Here is a 23731-nt window from a genome sequence, read left to right on the forward strand (position 1 = left end):
ATACGGGTAACCCGTACCCCATCTCAGGGTTTGCCCTTATTCGTAAGCGATGGCCTGGAGGACGTTGAGCCTGGCCGCGCGGATGGCCGGGAGGACCGCCGCGATCGCTCCGGCGAGGATCGCGAGGGCCAGCGTGATCAGCAGGTAGCCCCAGGGCACGGTCAGGGACAGGAACTCGTCGCCGAGCGCCTTGACGATCGCCACGCCGAGGCCGACGCCGATCACGATGCCGAGGAGCGCGCCGAAGACCGAGATCAGCACCGACTCGACGGTGATCATCCGGCCGACCTGGGCGCGGCTCATGCCGACCGCGCGGATGAGGCCGAGCTCCCGGGTGCGCTCGAAGACCGACAGCAGCAGCGTGTTGACCACGCCCAGGACCGCCACGATGATCGTGAGGGCCAGCAGCGTGTTGACGATGCCCAGCAGGATGTCGACGAAGTTGTTGGCCTGGTCGATCAGCTGCGACTGGTCGTTGACGGTCACCTCGGGGTTGTTGGCGAACAGGCGGTCGAGCTCCGCGCGTACCTGTGGGACCTGGCTGTCGTTCGCCACCTGCACGAAGCCCTGCTGCGCGAACGGCGACCGGAACCCGCCCGCGTCGGCGCTGCTGATCAGCGAGCTGGAGATCGCCTGGTTGGGCTTGAAGATGCCCACGACGTCGAGGGTGAGCGGAGCGCCGCGGGCGGTCCGCATCGTCACCTGGTTGCCGACGCCGAGGCGCAGGGCGTCGGCGGTGTCCTGGTCCAGCAGTATCTCGCCGGGGTTGAGCTCGCGGACGTTGCCGGCCACCTGCTTGAGGTTGAAGATCGTCGAGGCGGCCTGCGCGTCACCGGCCAGCACGAAGCGGTCGCTGCCGTTGAGGTTGACGGTGTCGGTCCGCAGCGCGACGGCCGCCGACACGCCCGGCAGTGCCGCCATCGTCTGCTCGAGCTCGGGCGGGAAGCCGGCGTTGGCGCCCGGCCCCTGGCTGAAGCTGGTGGTCACGGCGAGCTGGGCGTTGACGTCCCGCTCGAACGCGTTGCTGATGCCGGCTTTGGCGGACTGCGCGAAGACGCCCGCGCCGGTGGCCAGCGCCACGCCGATCATCAGTGCGGCGGCGGTGACGGCGGTCCGGCGCGGGTTCCGGCCGGTGTTGCGGGCGCCGAGCCGCCCCGGCACCGACCAGGCGAAGGCCTTGCCGGCCGCCGTGGTCAGCGGCCGGCTGATGATCGGCGCGAGCAGCGCGACGCCGAGGAAGGTCAGCCCGGCCCCGATCCCGAGGGTCAGCCAGGTCGGCAGGTCACCGACGTGCGCGACGCCGAGCCCGAGCAGCAGCCCGCCGGCGGCCAGGATCACCGAGCCGCCGACGGTGAGCCGGATGAGTGGCTTGTCCGGGGTGACCGCGTCGCGCATGGCGGCGATCGGCGGCACCCGGCTGGCCCGCAGCGCCGGGATCAACGCCGCCACGACCGTGAAGGCGGTGCCGACGGCGAGGGTCGTGAGCACGGCGTACGCCCGGACGACGACGCCGCTGACGGGCAGGCTGGCGTCGATGAACGCCTGGAGCGCCTTGTTGAGGATGTAGCCGACCAGGATGCCCAGCGCGAGCCCGACGATGCTGGCAGCGAGCCCGAGCAGCACCGACTCGAGGAGCACGGACCGGTTGACCTGGCCGCGGCTGGCCCCGAAGGACCGGTAGAGCGCCAGCTCCCGGGTCCGCTGCGCCACCAGCATCGAGAACGTGTTGAAGATCAGGAACGCGCCGGTGAACATGCCGATCAGCGCGAACACCACCAGGCCGGTCTTCAGGATGTTGACGAAGCTCGACGTGGCGCTCTGCTGTTCCTCGGCGACCTGCGCCCCGGTCCGGACGACGTCATCGGGCAGCGCGGCCGCGATCCGGTCGCGCAGCGTCTCGTCGCTGACCCCACCGGCGGCGGTGACGTCGATGCTGGTGAACTTGCCGGGCGCGTTGAGCAGCACCCGCTGCGCCTGGGCGAGCGTGAACGCGACCGTGGTCTCGCCGGCCAACGAGGGCCGGTCGCCGGGAAAACCGAAGATACCGACGATGGTGTACGGGGTAGGCGGCTCGAGCGTGATCACGTTGGCGGTCTGCCCGAGCCCGAACCCGCTGTCCGTCGACAGCCCCTGGTTGATGGCGATCTCGTTGGCGGCCTGCGGCGCCCGCCCCTGCCGAAGCTGGATCAGCGGGTCGTCGTTCTGCCAGGCGATCCCCTGCTGGGGAGGCCCGTTGCCGCCGACCACCTTGCCGTCGCTGCCGATCAGCCTCGCGCCGGCGGAGTAGACGCCCGGGGTCACCCGCTCGACGCCGTCGACCTGCTGGACGGTGTCGACGTCCCGCTGGTCGAGCAGCGCGGTAGGGGTGCCGAGCTGCGCGTTCTGTCCGCCGGGGGTGGTGTCCTGAGCGGTGACCTCGACGTCGATGTCCCGGTTGACGGTGGAGAAGAGCGCGGTGAACCCCTGCGCGAACGTGTCACCGGCGACGAAGGCACCGCTCATGAACATGGTGCCGAGAATGACCGCGAGGGCGGACAGGGCGAGCCGCAACTTGTGCGTGAGCAGCCCGCGCAACATGGACCGGAACATGCCCCGCACGTCTCCTTCAGTTGTCGTCGTCCACGATGGACTCGCTGGTCTCGGGCTTCGCGGTGGTCTTCTTGCGCGGCGCGGCCCGCTTGGCCGCGGCCTTGCGCGGCGTGGCCTTCTCGTCCTCGGGCGCGGCCTCCGCGGCGCTCTGGTCCTGCGGTTCCTGCCGATCGGGGCGCTTGCTCGGACGGCCCTTGGGCGGGTGGGTGGCGACGGGCCGCTGCGCGGCCTTGCGGCGGGTGGTCGCACGTCGCTCGCCGACCTCGGTGCCGGCCCGCACACCCGCCACCTCCGCGTCGGCACCGGCCGCGCCGTGCGAGCCCGTCCCCGTCGCCGTCGGGCCCGCCTGGGCGGTCTGGCTCGGCTGCGCCGGGCTTTGACCGAGCGCCGCCTGGCCGGTGTGGCCGGGCGGTGCCGTGCCTGCGTTGCCGTGCCCGGCCCGGTCGGGCGGCGCCGCGCCTGCCTTGCCTTGCGCGGACTGGCTGGGCGGTGCCGTGCCTGCGTTGCCGTGCCCAGCCTGGTCGGGCGGCGCCGCGCTTGCCTTGCCTTGCGCGGCCCGGCCGGTCCGTGTCGACGGCGGTTGGCTCGTTTGGCGTCGCTCTGTCTGCCTTGTTCGGCCGCGTGCCTGGTCCGGCGGGGCGTGGCCGGTCCGGCCGGTCTCGCCAGCCGATGCCGCGTCTGACGAACGGCCTTCGGCCTGGCCCGGCGCGGCGGGGCTCACGCCAGGCGCCGGCGCGGCGCTGCCGGGTTCCGGTTTTGCCCTGCCCACCGCGCGGGTGGCCCGCCGGGGCGCGTCCGGTGGGGCTTCCTCCGACCCGGCCGGCCGCCGGCGCCGGGGCGTCGCCGGCGCGTCCAGGGCGCGTCGGGTCCGCGGCGCCGGTTCGCCGGGCGCGCCCTGGGGTATCGGCGCCACCGTCTGCGGAGTCGCCTGCGCCGGCGCGGCGGTCAAGGTCGACGGAGCCGTGGACGTCAGCGTCGCCGTCGGGCCGTTGTCGGCCGCGTACACCCGAACCGCGTGCCCCGCGCCCGAACCGCCCAGTCGCGCCGACGGGTCGCGGGAGCCGCCGCCCGCCTCCGTGCCGCCTTCCATCCGGGCCGGGCCACCACCGACCGGGGGCGGGGGTCCGGGATGCGGGGTCCGCCCGGTCGGGTCGGTGGTTCCGCGGCTCTCGTGCGGAAGGCCGGCGGCCGGTCCCAACCCTCGCGGACCTTCGTCGATCGTGCGCATGCGGTCGAGGACGGCGTCGGCGGTGGGTTCGAGGATCTCGTCGACCACGGCGCCGTCGGCGAGGAACAGGACGCGGTCCGCGTACGATGCCGCGACTGGATCGTGGGTGACCATGACGATGGTCTGGCCGTGCGTGGTCACCGACTCGCGCAGGAAGCCCAGGACGTCAGCGCCCGAGCGCGAGTCGAGGTTGCCCGTCGGCTCGTCGGCGAAGATGACGTCGGGTCGCGCGACCAACGCCCGCGCACAGGCCACCCGCTGCTGCTGGCCGCCGGAGAGCTGCGACGGGCGGTGGCCCAGCCGGTCGCCGAGGCGGACGGTGTCGATCACGGTGCGGTACCACGCCGGGTCCGGTTTGCGCCCCGCGATCGACAGGGGCAGCAGGATGTTCTCCTCGGCCGTCAGCGTGGGCAGCAGGTTGAACTGCTGGAAGATGAACCCGATCTTGTCTCTCCGCAGGCGGGTCAGGCCCGCGTCGCCGAGGCCGGTCACCCGGGTGTCGCCGACGAAGACCTCGCCCCGGCTCACCGAGTCGAGCCCCGCCAGACAGTGCATCAGCGTCGACTTGCCGGACCCGGACGGCCCCATGATGGCGGTGAACTTGCCGCGCTCCAGCTCGACGCTCACGTCGCGGAGCGCGACGACCTCGGTCTCGCCGGACCCGTACACCTTCCACACCTGGACGGCCCGCGCGGCCGGTCCGGTCACGCTCGTCGTGGTCACGTCTTCCGATCTTTCCGCAGCTACTCGAGATAAGCGGACATTTGCTGGCTAAACACCCAGCCGCGTTCGGCTGGAGCCGGGGGAGCGGGACGAAGCGGCGGTACGGGAAGATGACCGGTGAACGCTTAAGGGGGCAAGGGTGGCTGACGACGCACGGCCGGTGCGGGTGCTGCTCGCCGACGACCAACCGCTGCTGCGCACGGGCTTCCGCCTGGTCCTCGGCGCCCAGCCGGACCTCGACGTGGTCGGCGAGGCCGGCGACGGCGCCGAGGCGGTCAACCTGGCCCGCCGGCTGCTGCCCGACGTGGTGCTGATGGACGTCCGGATGCCCAGGATGGACGGCGTGGCCGCCACGCGCGCGATCGTCGAGGCCCGGCTTCCGGTCCGGGTCCTGGTGCTGACGACCTTCGACCTCGACGAGTACGTGGTCGGCGCCCTGCGCGCCGGCGCCAGCGGCTTCCTCGCGAAGGACATCCCGGCGGACGACCTGGTGACGGCGATCCGCACCGTAGCCGCCGGCGAAGCGGTCGTCGCTCCCCGGATCCTCAAGCGCCTGCTCGACCGCTTCGCCGCCGCCCTGCCCGACCCGCACGAGACGACCCCACCGGCCCTGGCGACGCTCACGGAACGGGAGCGCGAGGTGCTGGTCCAGGTCGCCCGCGGCCTGTCCAACGCGGAGATCGCCCGCAAGCTCTCGGTGAGCGAGACGACGATCAAGACCCACGTGGGCCACGTCCTGACCAAACTCGGCCTCCGCGACCGAGTCCAGGCGGTCGTCCTCGCGTACGAGTCCGGCCTGGTCCGTCCCGGCATCTGAGTCCCGGCCGTCCGCAAGATCGACATCAGGGTCGACGACTGCGATCCTGACTCGCCAATGGCTGCTTCGAAAGGGCGTGGTGGGGCCTGGCTCGGTCGATCGACGAATCGGGCGTGGTCGCCCGCGGACGACAAACCCGACGACGACGTCCCCGATCGTGGTCCCGACGCATGGGTGGGTCGGCTCGCCGCCGCTCCCGTGGAATGCGCGGCGTCGGACACCGGACCCGGACCGGATAGGGTGTGCCGCGTGGGGGACGGATCGGTGCGCGTGGATCCGGTGGCGCAGTTCTGTGCCGATCTGCGGCGCCTGTGGCGGGCTACCGGCCGTGACCTGCCGAGCGTCGCCCGTGAGGTGAAGATCAGCCGGGCGCAGCTCTACGCGATCCTCGGTGGCGAGATCCGGCGCCCCCCGGACTTCGAGGCGCTCGTGCGCCCGCTCGTGCTCGCCTGTGGTGGCACCGACGCCGAGCTGGCCGACTGGCGGCGCCGTCACGACGTGCTCGTCGGCGTCCACGAAGGACTCCGGCGCCGGCCCGCGCCGCGCACGGCCGGGCCGAACCAGCTTCCTGCCGGCACCGGGGAGTTCGCGGGTCGGGTCGACGCCCTCGACGCGCTCGACAGCGCGACAAGCCCGGTCGTCGTCGTGGCGGGGCCACCCGGCGTCGGTAAGACCGCGCTCGCCGTGCACTGGGCTCACCACACCGCCGAGCGCTTCCCGGACGGACAGCTCTATGTGGACCTGCGGGGGTACGACCGTGACGTGGTCGACCCGGCCGACGCGGTGCGGAGCCTGCTCGACGCGCTCGGGGTGGCGCCGCACGAGGTGCCGGTCGACCGGGACGCGCGCTTCGCCCGGTACCGCAGCCTCGCCGCTGGCCGCCGGATGCTCGTCGTCCTCGACAACGCCCGCGACGCCGACCAGGTGCGGCCGCTGCTGGCCGGCAGCCCGCCCGTGCGCACGCTGGTCACCAGCCGCAACCCGCTGACCACCCTCGTCGCCGCGACGGGTGCTGCCCCGGTCGCCCTCGACCTGCCCGACGCGGCCGAGGCCGCGGAGCTGATGCGGGCGCGGCTGGGAGACGGTGACGCCGACGTGGACGACGCGGTGGCCGCGTGCGGGCGGCTTCCGCTCGCGCTCGCCCTGGTCGCCGCGCGCGTCCGGCAGACGGGCTTCCCGCTGGCCGTCGCCGCGGCCGAGCTGCGCCTGTCCGGGTCGGGCGCGTTCGCCGAGCTGCGGGCGGTGTTCGCGTGGTCGCGCGAGGCGCTCAGTCCCGCCGCCGCCCGGCTCTTCCGGCTGCTCGGCCTCACCGCCGGCCCGGACATCGCCGCCGACGCCGTGGCCGCGCTGGCCGGGACGCACGACGCCCGCGCGATCCTGGGCGAGTTGGTCGATGCCGGCCTGCTGGTCGAACACCGGCCGGCCCGCTATCTGATGCACGACCTGCTGCGCGAGCACGCCGGCGAGCTCGCCCGCGAGCAGGACCCGGCCGACGAGCGCCGGGCCGCGCTGACCCGGCTGCTCGACTTCTACACGAGCACCGCCCACGAGGCCGATCGCGTGCTGAACCCGGCCCGCGCGCCGATCCCGCTGCCGGTCGCGACGGGCAACGGCGACGTCCCGTACGAGAAGGCACTGGCCTGGCTCGACGCCGAGCGCTCGGTGCTGCTGTCGGCGCTGCGCCAGGCGCGCGACGACGGGCTCGACCGGCACGCGTGGCAGCTCGGGTGGGCGCTGGACACCTACCTGTTCGAACGGCGCCGGTGGGACGACGAGGGCGCCGCCTGGTTCGTCGCGCTGCGGGCCGCGACCGCGCTGGTCGACCGGGCCGCCGCCGCGCACGCCCACCGCTTCCTCGGCGCCGTCGCCGGCAGGTTGGAGCGCTTCGCCGAGGCGTACGGGCACATGCGCGAGTCGATGGAGCTCTGCCGCGCGGCTGGTGACCGGCCCGGCGAGGCGGAGACCGAATTCGTGCTGTCGTACGTGTGCTGGCTCCAGGCCGACCACGGCCGGGCGCTGGAGCACATCGAGCGGTCGCTGCGGGTGTGGTCGGAGCTGGGCGAGCCGAGCTGGGAGGGCCGGGCTGCCATGGCGGTCGGCTGGTACCACGCGCAGCTCGGCGACCACCAGACCGCGGTGACGTTCTACGAGCGTGCGATCGCCGTGCAGCGGGCGGCCGCCGACCGGGCCAACGAGGGGATAACCCGCCAGGGCCTCGGTCATGCCCACCTCGCGCTCGGCGCGCACGCGGCGGCGGCCGAACAGTTCGAGCTCGGCCGGGCGCTGGCCCGCGAGCTCGGCGACCCGATCCTCGACGCCGCGCACGCCAACCACCTCGGCGACGTGCACCAGGCCCTGGGGGATGCGGTCGCGGCCAGGGAGTGCTGGGAGTTCGCCCACGAGCGGTTCGCCCGCGCCGGCCACCCGCAGGCACCCGACGTCGCCCGCAAGCTGGCCTAGACGACCACGCGCTGGCCTTGGCGGCCTCGCGCTGGCCTTGGCGGCCTCGCGCTGGCCTTGGCGGCCTCGCGCTGGCCTTGGCGGCCTCGCGCTGGCCGTGGCGGCCTCGCGCTGGCCGTGGCGGCCTCGCGCTGGCCGTGGCGGCCTCGCGCTGGCCGTGGCGGCCTCGCGCTGGCCTAGGCGACCACTCGCTGGCGCAGGCGGCCGAGGGCCGCCCCGACCGCCGCGCCGCTGGCGACCGCGGCCGTCCAGGGGACGAGGATGCTGACCAGGAACTCCGGCCGGAGTACGTCACGGACCGCCGACTGCCAGTCGGGTGGCACGGCGTCGCCGGTGGTGAGGTAGCCCGCCCGCTGGTTCGCCCAGACCACCGCCTCGGGGATGCCGACCACGAGCACCGCGACGAGGGCGGCGCAGCCGGCCAGCACCCCGGCGCGCAGGCCGGTGGCGAACGAGCGGGTGCGCCAGGCTGTGGCGAGCGCGACGGCCAGCAGCAGGGCGTTCGGGACCGTCGTCCAGAAAACGAGGACGCCTCCCCGGTCGTGTGCGAGCGACCAGCGCGAGGCCGCCAACGACGCTGCCGCGACGACGAGCAGCACGCCGGCGGCGGCGAGCCAGGCGTGGCGGGATGCTCCCGACCGGATCGCGGCCCACGCTCCGCCGACCGCGAACCAGCGCCGCTCCCGTGGCGGGTCGATGTTCGCCAGCTCGGCACGCAGCGCGGCACCCCAGGCCGAGCGGCTCTCGGGCAGGCCGGAGGTGGCCAGGTCGAGCAGGAGCTGCGAGCCGTCGCGCACCGGGTGCCTGGAGCCGGGAGCGTCACCGAGAGCGGCGCCGATCACCGGCCACGGCGCGGCCCAGACCAGCGCGGCCAGGAAGATCGGGAACGGCGCCAGCAGGTCGCCCTCGCCGAGGTTCGGCACGACCGGGAAGCCGCCCGGGTCGGCCCGATAGCTCGCGAGCAGCGGCAGGTGGGCGGCCGCGCTGCCGGCGGCGACGGCCAGCAGCGCCAGCAGCCCGACCACGGTGCCGGCACCGAACCCGCGCGCCCGGGACACGGCGGCCGCGAGCAGGGCGCTGAGCCCGGCACAGGCGAGCGCGGCGGCCGGGCCGAGCACGACCGCGAGCAGCGCCACGTCGAAGCCCCAGCGTGAGCCGTGGGGGACGGCGGCGAGGTAACCGCGTTCGAGGCCGAAGGTGAGCGCGGCGGCCACGACGGCGAGCGCGACCAAGCCCGGTCGGACGGGCCGCGCGAACCCGGACCGCAGCGCCGCCCGGACGCGGGTGCCGAGCGGGCGCTGGTCCGGCTGCGGGAGTCGGGTCACGAGGAGCACGAGCGCGAGCAGTGGCGCCATACCCAGCACCACGAGGAGAAGCACGGCGAGCATCGGCGTCCTCCGGACGGTGTCTCAGGCGGTCCCGGGCGCGAGCCGGGGTGCGGTTGCGCCGTCCCTGGCCGGCGCGGGCGCGGTGACGGCGCGGGCGAACTCGGCGCCCGCGGTGCTGAGCCGGTAGAGGTGCCGCGCCGGACGCCCGCGGGGCGGGTCGGTCTCCCACGAGGTCTCGACGTGCCCGCGCTCGGTCAGGCGGATGAGGATCGGGTAGACGGTGCCGGCCTTGAGCCCGAGGACGCGGCACAGGTCGTAGCCGTGGCTCCAGCCGTCGCCGGCCTCGCCGAGAGCGGCGAGCACGGCGACGGTCTGGGGCGACGGGCGTCGTACACGTACCATCGCACCAATATCTACCTAGGTAGAGTTAGTGCGCAACCCCCTCAGTAGGCCAGGTTCGGGCGCAGCCAGCGCTCGGCCTCTTCCACCGTCATCCCGCGGCGGGCGGCGTAGTCGATGATCTGGTCCTGGCCCAGGCGGCCGACCGTGAAGTAGCGCGACTCGGGGTGCTGGAAGATCAGGCCGCTGACGGCGGCGGCCGGGGTCATCGCGTACGACTCGGTCAGCCCCACCCCGATCGTGTCGGTGCCGAGCAGCTCGAACAGCTCCTTCTTCTCGCTGTGGTCGGGGCTGGCCGGGTAGCCGAGCGCGGGCCGGATCCCGCGGAACCGCTCCGCGTGCAGGTCCTCCAGCACCGGAGCCGCGTCGGCGGGCTCGAACCACTCGCGGCGGGCCTGGAGGTGCACGTACTCCGCGAACGCCTCGGCCAGCCGGTCGGCCAGCGCTTTGACCATGATCGCCCGGTAGTCGTCGTGCTCGGCCTCGAAGCGCTTCGCCAGCGCCTCGGCGCCGTGGATGGCGACCGCGAAGCCGCCCAGGTGGTCGCCGCTCGGTGCCACGTAGTCGGCCAGGCTGCGGTTGGCCCGCCCGTCCGGCTTCCGGGTCTGCTGGCGCAGCATCGGGAAACGGACCCCGTTGTCGAGCACGATGTCGTCGCCCTCGCTGTGTGCGCCCCAGAAGCCGTACAGGCCGCGCGCCTCGAACGAGCCGTCCGCGATGATCGTGTCGAGCAGCGCGTTGGCGTCATCGAAGAGCTCGCGGGCCACCGGCTGCTCCAGGATGGCCGGGAACTTGCCCTTCAGCTCCCAGGCGAGGAACAGGAACTGCCAGTCGACGTACGCGCGCAGCTCCGCGATGGCGGGCCGTACCTCGCGGACACCGGTGAACTGCGGCACCGGCGGCGCGTCGGTAAAGACCTGCTCGCGGTTGGCGCGCGCGGCTTCGAGGGTCAGCAGCGGCTGGGCGTGCCGGTTGGCGTGCTGCTCGCGCAGCCGCTCCTGCTCGGCGCGGTTCTCCTCGTCGAGCGTGACGGCCCGCTTGGTGTCGAGCAGGTCGGACACCACGCCGACGACCCGGGAGGCGTCGAGGACGTGGACCGTCGATCCCTCGTACGCGGGAGCGATCTTGACCGCGGTGTGTTGCTTGGACGTGGTCGCCCCGCCGATCAGCAGCGGCACCGTGAAGCCGCGGCGCTGCATCTCGGCACCGACCGCGACCATCTCGTCGAGCGACGGGGTGATCAGGCCCGACAGACCGATCACGTCGGCCTTCTCGGCGATCGCGGTCTCGAGGATCGTGGCGGCGGGCACCATCACCCCGAGGTCGACCACCTCGTAGTTGTTGCAGCCGAGGACCACGCCGACGATGTTCTTGCCGATGTCGTGCACGTCGCCCTTGACGGTGGCCAGCACGACCTTGCCCTGGCCGCGCGTCTCCTCGGCATCGCCCGCCAGCCGGGCCGCCTCCATGAACGGCTCGAGGTAGGCCACCGAGCGCTTCATGACCCGGGCGCTCTTGACCACCTGCGGCAGGAACATCCTGCCGGAGCCGAACAGGTCGCCGACGACCTTCATGCCGTCCATCAGCGGACCCTCGATGACGTCGAGCGGCCGGGGCAGGAGTTGCCGGGCCTCCTCGGTGTCGTCCTCGATGAAGTCGACGATGCCGTGCACGAGCGCGTGCGAGAGCCTTTCGGAGACCGGTGCCTCGCGCCAGGAGAGGTCGACCGTGCGCCGCTTGCCCTCGCCCTTGACGGTGGCGGCGAACTCGACGAGGCGGTCGGTCGCGTCCGGTCGCCGGTCGAACAGCACGTCCTCGACGAGCTCGAGCAGGTCGGCCGGGATGTCCTGGTAGACGGCGAGCTGGCCGGCGTTGACGATGCCCATGTCGAGCCCCGCCTTGACGGCGTGGAAGAGGAACGCCGAGTGCATCGCCTCGCGCACCACGTCGTTGCCGCGGAACGAGAAGGACAGGTTCGAGATGCCGCCACTGGTACGCGCGCCCGGGCACCGCTCCTTGATCAGCGGGAGTGCCTCGATGAAGGCCTTCGCGTAGCCGTTGTGCTCGGAGATGCCGGTCGCCACGGCCAGCACGTTCGGGTCGAAGACGATGTCCTCGGGAGCGAAGCCGGCCTTGTCGACCAGCAGGTCGTACGCCCGGCCGCAGATTTCGACCTTGCGGTCGCGGGTGTCGGCCTGACCCTGCTCGTCGAAGGCCATCACGACGACGCCGGCGCCGAAGCCGCGGATGCTGTGCGCCTGCTCGAGGAACGCCTCCTCGCCCTCCTTGAGGCTGATCGAGTTGACCACGCCCTTGCCCTGCACGCACTTGAGGCCGGCCTCGAGCACGCTCCACTTCGAGCTGTCGACCATCACGGGGATGCGGGCGACCTCGGGCTCGGTGGCGATCAGGTTGAGGAACGTGGTCATCGCGCGCTCGCTGTCGAGCAGGTCGGCGTCCATGTTGACGTCGAGCAGGTTGGCGCCGCCGCGCACCTGGTCGAGGGCCACGTCGACGGCGCCCTGGTAGTCGTCGGCCTCGATCAGCCGGCGGAACCGGGCCGAGCCGGTGACGTTGGTGCGCTCGCCGATCATCACGAAGCCGGTGTCGGGGCCGATCGCGAACGGCTCGAGGCCGCTGAAGCGGGTGGTCGCCTTCGGCGGTTCGACGGTGCGCGGCGGGGCGTTTCGCACCGCTTCCGCGATGCGGTTGATGTGCGCCGGGGTCGTGCCGCAGCAGCCGCCGACGATGTTGACCAGCCCGGCGCCGGCGAACTCGCCGATCAGCTCGCCGGTCTCCGCCGGGGTCTGGTCGTAGCCGCCGAACGCGTTGGGCAGGCCCGCGTTGGGGTGGGTGGCGACGAAGGTGTCGGCGATGCGGGCGAGCTCGGCCACGTGGGGCCGGAGCTCCTTGGCGCCGAGCGAGCAGTTGGCGCCGACCACCAGCGGCTTGGCCTGCTCGATCGACCGCCAGAACGCCTCGACGGTCTGCCCGGAGAGCGTGCGCCCCGAGATGTCGACGAACAGCGAGATCCAGAGCGGCAGGTCGGGGGCCACCTCGCGGGCCGCGGCGAGGGCCGCCTTGGCGTTGAGCGTGTCGAAGATCGTCTCGATCAGCAGCAGGTCGACGCCGCCTTCGGCCAGGGCTTCGATCTGCTCCGCGTACGAGGCCTTCACCTGGTCGAAGGTGACCGCGCGGTAAGCCGGGTCGTCGACCTTGGGGGAGAGCGAGAGGGTGACGTTGAGCGGCCCGACGGAGCCGGCGACGAACCGGCCGCCGATCTCGTCGGCCGCCTGCCGGGCCAGCCGGGCACCGGCCAGGTTCATCTCGCGGACGTGGGCCTCCAGGCCGTAGTCGGCCTGGCCGACGCTGGTCGCGGTGAACGTGTTGGTGGTGGTGATGTCGGCGCCGGCGGCGAGGTACTGCCGGTGGATGTCGAGGATCAGGTCGGGCCGGGTCAGGTTGAGCAGATCCGGGTCGCCGGTGACGTCCTGCGGGTGATCGTCCGGCACGAGGCCGCCCGCCCGGTAGTCGGCAGCCGTGAGCTCGGCGGCCTGGATCATCGTGCCCCAGGCGCCGTCCAGCACCAGGACCCGCTCGCCCAGCAGACGGCGCAACTCGGTCTCCACGTGGAACACCTCCGATTCAACGGAGGCGTCCTTGAGCCCTCCTGCCGCTGCGGCGACAAGTGGTCCGGACGAGCGTGGCGGGACTCTCGCCCCGTTGCAGCGCCTCTCGTCTCGGACCGATAACGCTACCCGACTCTCAGCTCGCACCGACCACGAAGCCCAGGCGTCGTCGACCGGGTCCAGGCTCCAGCCGCGCCGCAGCGTGCGGATCGTGGATTCGGACAGGTAGCCGTCTGGGCGGCTGCCCGCGGTCGGTGAACCGGCAGCGAAGCTCGTCGACGTGAGCATTGCCGAGGTCGCTGAGGCGCTGGAAGCGGCGCCGCACGATCAGCTACGGATCAAATGTCGACAAGGACGTGCTCGCCGTTTATTCGGTGACGGTCGAGCATCGGGCTATTGGCGTGCTGCTCTTCCGACACGACGACTCATTCGTGTGGCGGGTGGCTCGAGCAAAGCCCATGAACGGTGCCGAGTTCGAGACCTGGCTCGGGAGGGACAGAGATGAGTGAACGACCGGACTTCACCGCCATGACCAAGGAGGAGATCGGCGACTGGTTTCTGAGCAATGACACCAGCGCGCTGGTGGCCGCTGCCGACCGCGCGGTCGAACCGATGACACAGGTGGACGAGCGAGGTGCGCCCGCGATGCGGCCCGCGACCTTCCGGCTGCCTCCGTCGATCATCGAGTGGCTGGAGCAGGCCGCCGGCCGCGACCGCGAAGGTAAGTCAGGCATTGTCCGGCCAGCCCTGCAGGAGTACCGGGACCGTCATCGCGGAGAAGCCGCCTGACGCCCGGCGGGGATTGCCGCTGCCCGGTGCGCCAATCGGACGCTGCCTCTAGTCGTCGGCTCCCGGGGTCACCACCTCGACCACCTCGCGCTGGCGGGGCGCCGGATATGGCGGCGGCGTCCCGCCGAACGCCGGACACAGCGCCTGGTGTGCGCACCACCCGCATAGTCGGCTCGGTTTCGGTTGGAACTCCTTGGCCTCCTTGGCTCGCTCGATCGCCTGCCACAGCGCCAGCAAGGTGCGTTCGAAGCGGGCCAGTTCGTCGGCGTCGGGTGAGTAGTCGCAGATCTCCTGGTCTTTCAGGTAGAGCAGCCGGAGCACCCGCGGCACCACGCCCCGGGTGCGCCAGAGGACCAGCGCGTAGAACTTGAGCTGGAAGAGCGCTCGCGCTTCGAAAGCCTCGCGGGGCGCGCCGCCCGTCTTGTAGTCGACCACCCGCAGCGCGCCGTCGGGGGCGACGTCGAGCCGGTCGATGTAGCCCCGGATCAGCAGCTGGTCGTCGACCAGGGCGCTGATCAGGGTCTCCCGCTCGGCCGGCTCCAGCCGGCGCGGGTCTTCCACCGTGAAGTAGCCGGCCAGCAGCCCACGGGCCGAGGCCAGGAAGTCGTCGGTCGTCCAGGGCCGGACCACGTCGACGGCGGGATCGTCCAGGGCCACCAGCGCAGGGGGACCGTCTTCGAACAGGTCGGCCAGCTCCGGGACCTCCTCGACCATGCGGGACCACTCGGGCGCCACGAGGTCGGCGGCCGCCTCGGCGGTGCGCTCGGCGGCCGGTAGGTCGAACAGCCTCTCCAGCACCGCGTGCACCAGCGTGCCGCGGGCCTGATCAGGGGTCTGGGTCTCGGGTAGGCGGTCGATCGTGCGGAACCGGAACAGCAACGGGCAGGTCTTGAAGTCGGCCGCACGGGAGGGCGACAGCGTGGGATGAACCGGCGCCTCGTCGTGCGGTTCGAGGGACACAGCCTGCGTTGTCATGCCTCAGACGCTAAACGAGGGGTACGACGAATCCGCGCGGGCGGGTCGTGTCGATAGCATCGATACGATGGCAGACAACGCGAGCGGTGATGATCGCCCTGAGCGGCGACCCGGCATGGTGGTCGGGCGCCTTTGGGGTGTCCCGCTCTACCTCAATCCCTCTGTGCTCCTGCTCGCGGCGCTGATCACGCTGCTCTACGGCAACTTCGTCCGGCAGCAGCTCGACCTGAGCGTCCCCGCCGGCTACCTGGTCGGCTTCGGCTTCGTCGTCTGCCTCCTGCTCTCCGTCCTGCTCCACGAGCTCGGCCACGCGATCACCGCCCGGCGCTTCGGCATCGGGGTGAAGGGGATCACGTTGGAGCTGCTCGGCGGCTACACCGAGATGGACCGCGACGCGCCCAACCCGCGCGTCGACCTGCTCGTCTCCCTGGCGGGGCCGGCCGTGTCGCTGGTGCTCGGCGCCGGCGCGATCGGAGTGACCCTCGCCCTGCCCGACGGCACCCTCTGGAACGAGCTCAGCTTCCAGGTGGCGTTCAGCAACGTCGTGGTCGCGATCTTCAACGTGCTGCCGGGCCTGCCCCTGGACGGCGGCCGTGCCCTGCGCGCCATCGTCTGGTGGGTCTCCAAGGACCGCCACATCGGCACGGAGGTGGCCGGCTGGGTCGGCCGCGGCCTCGCCGTCGCGGTGGCGATCACGGTGGCCGCGCTCGCGTACTTCGACATCCTGTCGCTCTTCGGTCTCGTCTTCATGCTGCTGATCGCGCTGACCCTCTGGCAGGGTGCCGGCCAGAGCATCCGGTTCGCCCGGATCAGCCGGCGGTTCCCGCTCATCGACCTGCGCCGGCTGGCCCGGCCGGTGTTCACGGTGCGCAGCGGCACCCCGCTGGCCGAGGCGCAGCGGCTGGCCCTCGCCGCCGGCAGCCAGGACTACGTGCTGGCCACGGCGGACTCCTCGGGGCGCCTGGTCGGGCTGGTCGAGAAGGCCGCGGTCGAGGCCGTACCCCTCGAGCGCCGTCCCTGGGTCTCCGTCGACACCGTGGCCCGGGGGATCGACGGCGTGCCCACGATCCCGGTCGGCACGAGCGGCGATCAGGTGATCACGACGGTTCAGCGCAACCCGGGCTCGCAGTACCTGGTGACTTCGGGCGAAGATGTGGTCGGTGTGCTGCGCCTGTCTGACCTCGCGCAGCTGCTGGAGCCCAACGGAAAGACGAGGACGTGAACCCGATCACCACCGAGCACACCGACCCGAACGCGACCCCCGAAAAGCGGGGGTCCGAGCCCGACACCACCCCGAGCAACCGGGGGCCGTTCCGGGTCGGCGAAAGGGTCCAGCTCACCGACCCCAAGGGTCGCATGCACACCGTCACCCTCGAGCCCGGCCGCGAGTTCCACACGCACCGCGGCGCGCTCGCCCACGACGCACTCATCGGCCTGCCGGACGGCTCGGTCGTCCGCTCCGCCGGCGGCACAGAGTATTTGGCCCTCAGGCCGCTTTTGTCCGACTACGTGCTGTCCATGCCCCGCGGCGCCCAGGTGATCTACCCGAAGGACGCCGGCCAGATCGTCACGATGGGCGACATCTTCCCGGGCGCGCGCGTGCTGGAGGCCGGTGCCGGCTCCGGCGCCCTGGCCAGCTGGCTGCTGCGCGCGGTCGGCCCGTCGGGTGACCTGATCTCGTACGAGCTTCGCGAGGACTTCGCCGCCATCGCCCGCAAGAACGTCGAGGCCTTCTTCGGCGGCCCGCACCCGGCGTGGACCCTGCGCAACGGCGACGTGCTGACCTGCACCGACACCGGCTTCGACCGGATCATCCTCGACCTGCTCGCCCCCTGGGACGCCGTCGACCTGATCTCCCGCGCGCTGGTGCCGGGCGGCGTCTTCATCGGCTACGTCGCGACCACCACGCAGCTCTCCGACCTGGTCGAGGCGCTGCGCGAGAAGGGCGGCTTCACCGAGCCCCGCGCCTGGGAGTCGCTGGTCCGGGACTGGCACGCCGAGGGCCTGGCCGTCCGCCCCGACCACCGCATGATCGCGCACACGGCCTTCCTGGTCTCGGCGCGCAAGCTCGCCCCGGGCGTCATCGCCCCGCCCCGCCGGCGCAAACCCTCCAAGGGCGCAGAGGCCTACGCGATACGCAAGGCGGCGTCCCGGGCACCGCAGGACCCGCCGGTCGACGGCGCGGGGCCGGAGCCGGACGCCGTTTCGCCGGCCGTGGCCGGCGGTAACCCGACGACGGGGCACGTGGGAGCGATCCCGCCAGCGAACGGCTCCGCCGGCCCAGGCGCCGCCAACGGCCACGACACGCCGGACGGGTCCGCCACGCCGCGGGATCTTCCGGGCGAGCCCAGATGAGCCGGCCCTCGTTCGGCGGCGGCAACGACCTGCCCGCCGTCTTCCCGGACTGGTCGCCGTACCCCGACCTGGACTCCGCCGCCCGGGCCTACCTGCGCGACCCCGACGTCGCGCTGGAGGCCCTGGGCGGCGTCCTCAACGGCGCCACGGTCGTGTGTTTCACCCTCGAGCGCTTCGTCAACGAGGTCAACGGCGTCTGGCAGGAGGTCGTCGTCTGCGACGGCAGCCGCCTGGTGCTCTGGCACGGCGAGGACGTGCCGCCCACCGACGGCCCGGCCGGCTCGATGACCTCGTCGCTGCGGGTCGTGCCGCTCTCGACCGTCACCGAGGTGGGCTGCCGGCGCCGGCTCTCGCGGTCGCCCAGCGGCCAGGCGCGCACCGACTCGATCGACGTCTACCTGCTGCTCAGCTCGATGGACGAGGCCGGAGCGGGTGACGAGGGCGTTCAGACGCCCCGCCACGACGCGCTGCGGTTCGGCAAGACGCTCGACGATGGGGGAGCGGGGCAGATCACCCGCCTGGAGGACTTCGCCCGGCTGGTCGCCTCGTTGGTCGGCCGTCCCACTTTGTGAGACGGCGGAGCCGTTATTCGACGGGGGCGTTCGGGCCGGCGATCTCCTCGTCGGAGTCGCCGCGCATCACGTGGATGCACTCGCCGGGGCAGTCCTTCGCCGAGTCCAGCACGTCCAACCGCAGGTGAGCGGGCACGTCAACCCGGACACCAGGTGACACCTGCAGCTCTCCTGACGCGTCCTTGACGTACGCCAGGCCGTCGATGTCGAACTCGAACACGTCCGGGGCGTACTGCACACAGAGCCCATCGCCCGTGCACAGATCCTGGTCCACCCAGACCCGCAACTGATCAGTCTCGGTCTGAGTCGTCACTTGGCCTCCCGCGAGCTACGTTCGTACGTTCCGACCGTACCCGACGATGGTTTTGGGGCTCCTCCGCAGTGACGAACACCAAATCTTCGAGATCAAGACTCAGTGACGAGGGTGTTGCCTGGGTCTAAATCGTCGTCGGAGCGGTTAGTGTTATGACAGAACGTTTTTAGCCCCCCGGGGAGGTGGGACGTGGCACGCAGCGACGACGCGGATGCGCGCGCCGCACGGTGGGAGAAGGAGACCCACGATCTCTCCACCCAGGTCGCGTTCCTTCAAGAGGAACTCGCTCTGGTGCGGCGCAGGCTCACAGAGAGCCCCCGACACGTCCGTCAGCTCGAGGAGCGGCTCGCGGCAACGCAGGCGCAGCTGGCCCGAGTGTCCGAAAACAACGAGCGGCTCGTCACGACCCTCAAAGAGGCTCGGGCCCAGATCGTCACACTCAAGGAAGAGATCGACCGCCTGGCACAGCCGCCGAGCGGTTACGGCGTCTTCCTGACCCGCCACGACGACGGCACGGTGGATGTCTTCACCGGCGGTCGCAAGCTGCGCGTGGCCGTGTCTCCGTCGATCGAGACGGAAGAGCTCAAGCGCGGCCAGGAGGTCCTGCTCAACGACGCGCTCAACGTGGTCGACGCGTTCGGCTACGAGCGGGTCGGCGAGGTCGTCATGCTGAAGGAGATCCTGGAAAACCCGAGTGGCGGTGCTGGTGACCGCGCTCTGGTGATCTCCCACGCTGACGAGGAGCGGATCGTCCACCTGGCCGAGTCGCTCATCGGCGCCGCACTGCGCAGCGGTGACTCGCTCATGATCGAGCCCCGCTCGGCGTACGCGTACGAGCGGATCCCGAAGAGCGAGGTCGAGGAGCTCGTCCTCGAGGAGGTCCCCGACGTCGGCTACGAGGACATCGGTGGCCTGCACACGCAGATCGAGGCGATCCGCGACGCGGTGGAGCTGCCGTTCCTGCACGCCGACCTGTTCCGCGAGCACCAGCTGCGGCCGCCTAAGGGCATCCTGCTCTACGGACCGCCCGGTTGCGGCAAGACCCTGATCGCCAAGGCGGTCGCCAACTCGTTGGCGAAGAAGATCGCCGAGCGACGTGGCGAGGAGAAGCACACCAGCTACTTCCTCAACATCAAGGGTCCGGAGCTGCTCAACAAATACGTCGGCGAGACCGAGCGGCACATCCGGCTGGTGTTCCAGCGGGCCCGTGAGAAGGCCGGCGAGGGCACCCCGGTGATCGTGTTCTTCGACGAGATGGACTCGGTGTTCCGCACCCGCGGCTCCGGCGTCTCCTCCGACGTGGAGAACACGATCGTCCCGCAGCTGCTGTCGGAGATCGACGGCGTGGAGGGGCTCGAGAACGTCATCGTGATCGGCGCGTCCAACCGCGAAGACATGATCGACCCCGCCATCCTGCGCCCCGGCCGACTCGACGTGAAGATCAAGATCGAGCGTCCGGACGCCGAGGCCGCGAAGGACATCTTCAGCAAGTACATCCTGGCCGGCCTGCCGCTGCACGGCGACGACCTGGCCGAGCACGGCGGCGACACCCAGGCCACGGTCGAAGCGATGATCGAGGCGGTCGTCCTCCGGATGTACTCCGAGTCCGAAGAGAACAGGTTCCTCGAGGTCACCTATGCCAACGGTGACAAGGAGGTCCTCTACTTCAAGGACTTCAACTCGGGCGCGATGATCCAGAACATCGTCGACCGGGGCAAGAAGATGGCCATCAAGGAGTTCCTCGCCTCGGGCCGCAAGGGCATGCGCCTCCAGCACCTGCTGGACGCCTGCGTCGACGAGTTCCGCGAGAACGAGGACCTGCCCAACACCACCAACCCCGACGACTGGGCCCGCATCTCCGGCAAGAAGGGCGAGCGGATCGTCTACATCCGCACGCTCGTCTCCGGCGGCAAGGGCACCGAGGCCGGCCGCTCCATCGAGACGGCCAGCAACACCGGTCAGTACCTGTAACAAGATCTCCACGAAAGGGGCGACGCCTTCGGGCGCCGCCCCTTTCCGCATGCTCGGTTTCTGTATGGTGCCTGGCATGCGTCGTGTCATGATCATTCTGTTCCTGATCGGAGCGTTGTCGCTGGCCGCGTGCGGTGACCTGGCCGAAGGGCCGGGCGAGCCCGCGCCGGTCGTGACCGACACGCTCGACGATCTGGCTGTCGCGCGCGCGGCGTTCGAGCGTGGGTCCGCCGAGAAGACGTACAGCATCTCGATCCAGATCTCGGCCGGCGAGCGCCAGCTCTCGAAGGTCGACATGGCGGTCGACGCCGCGGCCGACGCGGCGACGGTGACCATGGTGGCTGACGAGTACCAGGAGATGGTCTGGCTCGGTGACGAGCTCCTGGTCAAGCAGGACGACGGTACCTTTCTGCGGGTCGAGGTCGGCAAGCTGCGGGCCGATGGCCCGCTGCGTACCTCGCTCGACCTGGCTCGGGCAAGCGTCCTGCCCGGCGTGCTCATCTCGCGCAAGGTCGAGGAGACGGCCGGCACGCGTGTCTACGAGGGCCGCCTCCAACTGCAAATGGCGCTGGACGCCGCGCCGGCCGAGGCCCGGAAGTCGATGGGGGCGACGGTGCTACGCGCCCGCAACGCCCAGGCCGTCCCCTTCCGGCTCGGCGTCGACGCGCAGGGCCGGCTGCTGCGCCTGACCTACGAGATCGAGACCACCGAGGGCCTGGAAACGATCGCGATCCGGATGAGCGGGTACGGCACCGCCGTCACCGTCGTCCGGCCGAAGCCGGAGCAGGTCAAGAACGCTACGTCCGAGCACTACGCGGCGCTGTAGCGGCGAGCAAGATCCTCTATCCTTCGCCGGTGCCCACAACGCCTCGCCTCCTGGCCGCCACCCCACTCGGTGGTGTGCTGCTGGTCGCCGGCTGCACTGGTAGACGCGTCGAGCCGCACCACGCTGCGGCTCACCGAGCATCGTGCTGGGTGCGGCCACCATTGCCGCCGCGCCGCGACATCGAGCCGGCCGGCGAGGTTTTCTACAACCGGTGACGTACGTACCCCGAAATGGGTCGGTGCGCGGTCCTCAAGATCGCTAAAGTGTCCCGGTGTTTCGATCCCTTCCTGTTCTCGCCCTGATCGGCGTCCTGCTCGTCGCCGGCTGTGCCACGCCGGCCGCCGAGTCGGCCGCTCCGTCCACCTCTTCGCCCTCACCCACCGCCGACGCCCGTGACGCCGTGACCGTCGTCAAGGAGTCGTTCCAGCGGAGCTTCGATACGAAGTCGTTCACGATGACCGCGCACATCGCGGTCGGCAAGCAGCAGAGCCTCGACATGACCGCTCGCGTCGACCTCGCCGCCGACGCCATGGTGATCTCGCTGGAGGGGATGCAGACCCCCGTCGAGGTCGTGAAGCTGGGCGACGACCTCTTCATCAAGTCCGGCCAGGCGGGGAAGAAGCCCTACCTGCGGCTCGAGGTCGACAAGCTCAACGCGTCCAGCCCGATGCGCAACTCCCTTGACGTCACGCAGCACTCGGGAATCCTCGGCGGCGTGGTCACGGCGGAGAAGCACGACGGCGCCGACGGCTCGGTGACCTACGAAGGCATCGCGGACATCAAGAAGGCCGTCGAGGCCGCGCCGGAGAAGGCCAAGTCCCAGCTCGAGCCCGTGTCACGCCTGGCGACCAACGGGTCCGCCGTGCCGTACGAGGTCACCGTTGACGCGCAAGGCCGGCTGACCGACCTCTCGTACACCATCGAGACCTCCTCCATGGGCGACATGGTGTCGGAGATCCAGCTGACCGCTCTGGGCGAGCCCACCACCATCGAGCGGCCGGCGGCCACCGACGTGGAGGACGCCACGGAGGAGCAGTACGCGTTCTTCTAGGACCGCGCCGCACGCCCCACGCCCGGCTGCCCGTACACCCGGCGCGTGGGGCCTGAGGGTCTGTCACGGCGATTGTCATGCGCTGATGCCGGAGATTCGCACGCGGCCCGGGGGCGGGCGGGGGTCTGGTCGGACTACGCTTTGACGTCATGGGGCAGCGGAACGAGGTGGCGACGTGACGGTACGGCGAATCATGGGCACCGAAGTCGAATACGGGATCTCGGTGCCGGGCCAGGCCGGAGCCAACCCGATGGTGACGTCGTCGCAGGTCGTCAATGCCTACGGCGCGCGACCTGAGCTGACTCGCGGCGGGCGGGCGCGCTGGGACTACGAGGAGGAGTCGCCGCTGCGGGACGCGCGGGGCTTCACCTACTCCGGCGCCGCCTACGATCCCGCGGAGGCGCTCGCCGACGAAGACCTCGGGCTGGCCAACGTCATTCTGACCAACGGCGCCCGGTTGTACGTCGACCACGCCCACCCCGAATACTCGACGCCCGAGGTGACCAACCCGATGGACCTGGTCCGTTGGGACAAGGCGGGCGAGCGTGTGATGGCCGAGGCGTCGCGGCGGGCCGCGACCATCCCGGGCACGCACCCGATCCACCTCTACAAGCACAACACCGACAACAAGGGTGCGAGCTACGGCGCCCACGAGAACTACCTGATGCGGCGGCAGACCCCGTTCGCCGACATCGTCGCCTATCTGACCCCGTTCTTCGTGACCCGCCAGGTGTTCACCGGCGCCGGTCGTGTCGGCATCGGGCAGGACGGGTCGCAGCCGGGCTACCAGCTCACCCAGCGCGCCGACTTCTTCGAGGTCGAGGTCGGGCTGGAGACCACGCTGAAGCGCCCGATCATCAACACCCGCGACGAGCCGCACTCCGACGCCGACAAGTACCGCCGCCTGCACGTGATCATCGGCGACGCCAACCTGTCGGAGATCTCCACGTTCCTCAAGGTGGGCACCACGTCCCTGGTCCTCACGATGATCGAGGAGAAGGTGCTCACGCCCGACCTCGGCATCGCCGACCCGGTGGCCGAGCTCAAGGCGGTCAGCCACGACACGACGCTGACCCACCGCATGCGGCTGCGCGACGGACGCCGGCTGACCGCGCTCGACCTGCAGTGGGCGTACTTCGAGCGGGCCAAGCAGTTCGTCGACGACCGCTACGGCACCGACGTCGACGCCGACACCGCGCAGGTGCTCGAGCGCTGGGAGGGCATCCTCGACAAGCTCGGCCGCGACCCGATGTCCGCACAGGACGAGCTCGACTGGGTGGCCAAGCTGCGGCTGCTGGAGGGCTACCGCGATCGCGAGAACCTGCAGTGGGCGTCGCCGAAGCTGCAGCTGATCGACCTGCAGTACAGCGACGTGCGGCCGGAGAAGGGCCTCTACCACCGGTTGGTCGCCCGCGGCGCGATGCAGACGCTGCTGACCGACGAGGAGACGCGTACGGCCATGGTGGAGCCGCCCGAGGACACCCGCGCGTACTTCCGCGGCCGGTGCCTCGCGCAGTATCCGTCCGAGGTGGTCGCCGCGTCCTGGGACTCGGTCATCTTCGACGTCGGGCGTGAGTCGCTGGTGCGGGTGCCCATGATGGAGCCCGAGCGCGGCACTCGCAAGCACGTGGGCGCCCTGTTCGACCGCTGCCCGAGCGCCAAGGACCTGCTCGAGGCGATCACCGGCGGGTGATCTATGTGCTTGG

General features: G+C 71.4%; 15 protein-coding genes and 2 pseudogenes. 10 read left to right on the forward strand and 7 right to left on the reverse strand.

What is annotated here, in order from left to right:
* Positions 1-36: 36 nt before the first annotated feature.
* Together AB0J88_RS06225 and AB0J88_RS06230 are read right to left on the reverse strand one after the other, a co-directional pair.
* Entirely contained in the window at positions 37-2589 is a 2553-nt protein-coding gene (locus AB0J88_RS06225) for an FtsX-like permease family protein (RefSeq protein WP_364356540.1), read from the reverse strand.
* A gap of 1213 nt (positions 2590-3802) precedes the next feature.
* A pseudogene (locus AB0J88_RS06230) lies at positions 3803-4540 on the reverse strand (ABC transporter ATP-binding protein); the annotation flags it as partial.
* Between the two features lie 139 nt (positions 4541-4679).
* Here AB0J88_RS06230 and AB0J88_RS06235 point away from each other — a divergent pair.
* Both AB0J88_RS06235 and AB0J88_RS06240 read left to right on the forward strand, forming a co-directional pair.
* Positions 4680-5357 (forward strand): response regulator transcription factor, encoded by a 678-nt coding sequence (locus AB0J88_RS06235; RefSeq protein WP_364356537.1) that lies wholly within the window; start codon positions 4680-4682, stop codon positions 5355-5357.
* 249 nt (positions 5358-5606) lie between these two features.
* The gene (locus tag AB0J88_RS06240; RefSeq protein WP_364356534.1) at positions 5607-7817 is read left to right on the forward strand and encodes a tetratricopeptide repeat protein; all 2211 of its coding nucleotides are present in this window, start codon (positions 5607-5609) and stop codon (positions 7815-7817) included.
* 176 nt (positions 7818-7993) lie between these two features.
* Here the strand turns inward: AB0J88_RS06240 and AB0J88_RS06245 are convergent, their stop codons facing one another.
* From AB0J88_RS06245 to metH, 3 genes are read right to left on the reverse strand one after another with little or no spacing between them, the layout of a single operon-like run.
* Positions 7994-9205, reverse strand: a complete 1212-nt coding sequence (locus tag AB0J88_RS06245) for a hypothetical protein (protein WP_364356531.1) — start codon at positions 9203-9205, stop codon at positions 7994-7996.
* 21 nt (positions 9206-9226) lie between these two features.
* Positions 9227-9547, reverse strand: a complete 321-nt coding sequence (locus AB0J88_RS06250; RefSeq protein ID WP_364356528.1) for a PadR family transcriptional regulator — start codon at positions 9545-9547, stop codon at positions 9227-9229.
* Positions 9548-9588: 41 nt separating this feature from the next.
* On the reverse strand, positions 9589-13173 hold the full coding sequence (gene metH, locus AB0J88_RS06255) for a methionine synthase (protein ID WP_364356526.1): 3585 nt from the start codon (positions 13171-13173) through the stop codon (positions 9589-9591).
* Positions 13174-13674: 501 nt separating this feature from the next.
* On the opposite strand from metH, the gene AB0J88_RS06260 reads away from it, so the two are divergent.
* Complete coding sequence (locus AB0J88_RS06260; RefSeq protein WP_364356523.1) at positions 13675-13962, forward strand: hypothetical protein; 288 nt, start codon at positions 13675-13677, stop codon at positions 13960-13962.
* Between the two features lie 48 nt (positions 13963-14010).
* Here AB0J88_RS06260 and AB0J88_RS06265 read toward each other — a convergent pair whose 3' ends face one another.
* Positions 14011-14937, reverse strand: a complete 927-nt coding sequence (locus AB0J88_RS06265) for a PD-(D/E)XK nuclease family protein (protein ID WP_364356520.1) — start codon at positions 14935-14937, stop codon at positions 14011-14013.
* Positions 14938-15052: 115 nt separating this feature from the next.
* Here AB0J88_RS06265 and AB0J88_RS06270 point away from each other — a divergent pair, with 115 nt between their 5' ends.
* The 3 genes and pseudogenes from AB0J88_RS06270 to AB0J88_RS06280 all read left to right on the forward strand — a co-directional run bounded on the left by AB0J88_RS06270 (position 15053) and on the right by AB0J88_RS06280 (position 17864).
* Positions 15053-16159, forward strand: coding sequence for a M50 family metallopeptidase (locus AB0J88_RS06270; RefSeq protein WP_364356717.1), 1107 nt, complete (start codon positions 15053-15055; stop codon positions 16157-16159).
* Between the two features lie 80 nt (positions 16160-16239).
* Positions 16240-17085: pseudogene (locus AB0J88_RS06275) on the forward strand (tRNA (adenine-N1)-methyltransferase); the annotation flags it as partial.
* A 203-nt stretch (positions 17086-17288) separates the two neighbouring features.
* Complete coding sequence (locus tag AB0J88_RS06280) at positions 17289-17864, forward strand: hypothetical protein (protein WP_364356517.1); 576 nt, start codon at positions 17289-17291, stop codon at positions 17862-17864.
* Between the two features lie 13 nt (positions 17865-17877).
* Here AB0J88_RS06280 and AB0J88_RS06285 read toward each other — a convergent pair whose 3' ends face one another.
* Positions 17878-18177, reverse strand: coding sequence for a ferredoxin (locus AB0J88_RS06285; protein WP_364356514.1), 300 nt, complete (start codon positions 18175-18177; stop codon positions 17878-17880).
* Positions 18178-18366: 189 nt separating this feature from the next.
* Between AB0J88_RS06285 and arc the strand changes: the two genes are divergently transcribed.
* The 4 genes from arc (at position 18367) to dop (ending at position 23718) form a co-directional block, all read left to right on the forward strand.
* Positions 18367-20148, forward strand: coding sequence for a proteasome ATPase (arc, locus tag AB0J88_RS06290; protein ID WP_364356511.1), 1782 nt, complete (start codon positions 18367-18369; stop codon positions 20146-20148).
* A 76-nt stretch (positions 20149-20224) separates the two neighbouring features.
* Positions 20225-20974, forward strand: coding sequence for a hypothetical protein (locus AB0J88_RS06295; protein WP_364356508.1), 750 nt, complete (start codon positions 20225-20227; stop codon positions 20972-20974).
* Between the two features lie 271 nt (positions 20975-21245).
* On the forward strand, positions 21246-22025 hold the full coding sequence (locus AB0J88_RS06300; protein WP_364356505.1) for a hypothetical protein: 780 nt from the start codon (positions 21246-21248) through the stop codon (positions 22023-22025).
* A gap of 175 nt (positions 22026-22200) precedes the next feature.
* Positions 22201-23718, forward strand: coding sequence for a depupylase/deamidase Dop (gene dop / locus AB0J88_RS06305; protein ID WP_364356502.1), 1518 nt, complete (start codon positions 22201-22203; stop codon positions 23716-23718).
* The last annotated feature ends 13 nt before the right edge of the window (positions 23719-23731 follow it).

Origin of the sequence: Asanoa sp. NPDC049475 (genome assembly GCF_040676915.1) — a bacterium.
Lineage (GTDB): Bacteria > Actinomycetota > Actinomycetes > Mycobacteriales > Micromonosporaceae > Asanoa.

Coding starts and splice junctions, on each gene's coding strand:
- AB0J88_RS06225 (WP_364356540.1), bottom strand. CDS start 2,589: ATGTTCCGGTCCATGTTGCGCGGGCTGCTCACGCACAAGTTGCGGCTC.
- AB0J88_RS06270 (WP_364356717.1), top strand. CDS start 15,053: ATGGTGGTCGGGCGCCTTTGGGGTGTCCCGCTCTACCTCAATCCCTCT.
- AB0J88_RS06250 (WP_364356528.1), bottom strand. CDS start 9,547: ATGGTACGTGTACGACGCCCGTCGCCCCAGACCGTCGCCGTGCTCGCC.
- AB0J88_RS06280 (WP_364356517.1), top strand. CDS start 17,289: ATGAGCCGGCCCTCGTTCGGCGGCGGCAACGACCTGCCCGCCGTCTTC.
- AB0J88_RS06260 (WP_364356523.1), top strand. CDS start 13,675: ATGAGTGAACGACCGGACTTCACCGCCATGACCAAGGAGGAGATCGGC.
- AB0J88_RS06295 (WP_364356508.1), top strand. CDS start 20,225: ATGCGTCGTGTCATGATCATTCTGTTCCTGATCGGAGCGTTGTCGCTG.
- AB0J88_RS06265 (WP_364356520.1), bottom strand. CDS start 14,937: ATGACAACGCAGGCTGTGTCCCTCGAACCGCACGACGAGGCGCCGGTT.
- AB0J88_RS06245 (WP_364356531.1), bottom strand. CDS start 9,205: ATGCTCGCCGTGCTTCTCCTCGTGGTGCTGGGTATGGCGCCACTGCTC.